This window comes from Butyricimonas sp. DFI.6.44 (assembly GCF_022132345.1).
GTDB classification, from domain to species: Bacteria; Bacteroidota; Bacteroidia; order Bacteroidales; family Marinifilaceae; genus Butyricimonas; species Butyricimonas muris.
On sequence record NZ_JAKNJD010000046.1, the window covers coordinates 1 to 220 of the forward strand.

The window sequence follows — 220 nt, forward strand, 5'->3', positions numbered from 1 at the left end:
CCGGGGGATTAGCTCAGTTGGCTAGAGCGCCTGATTTGCATTCAGGAGGTCAAGGGTTCGACTCCCTTATTCTCCACGTGAGTTCATTGACAAGGTTGGAAAACGAGATTGATGATGAACGGGAGTTCATTTTCAATTTTCAATTTTCAATTTTGCATTGACTGGAAGTTCTTTGACATGCTGGAACGTTAACGGATTATTTAATCCGTGAAGTAAAAAT

General features: G+C 41.4%; 1 tRNA gene. It reads left to right on the forward strand.

The window, feature by feature from the left end:
- Positions 1-2 precede the first annotated feature (2 nt).
- Positions 3-76: transfer RNA gene (locus L0M98_RS22560), tRNA-Ala, on the forward strand.
- Positions 77-220: the final 144 nt, after the last annotated feature.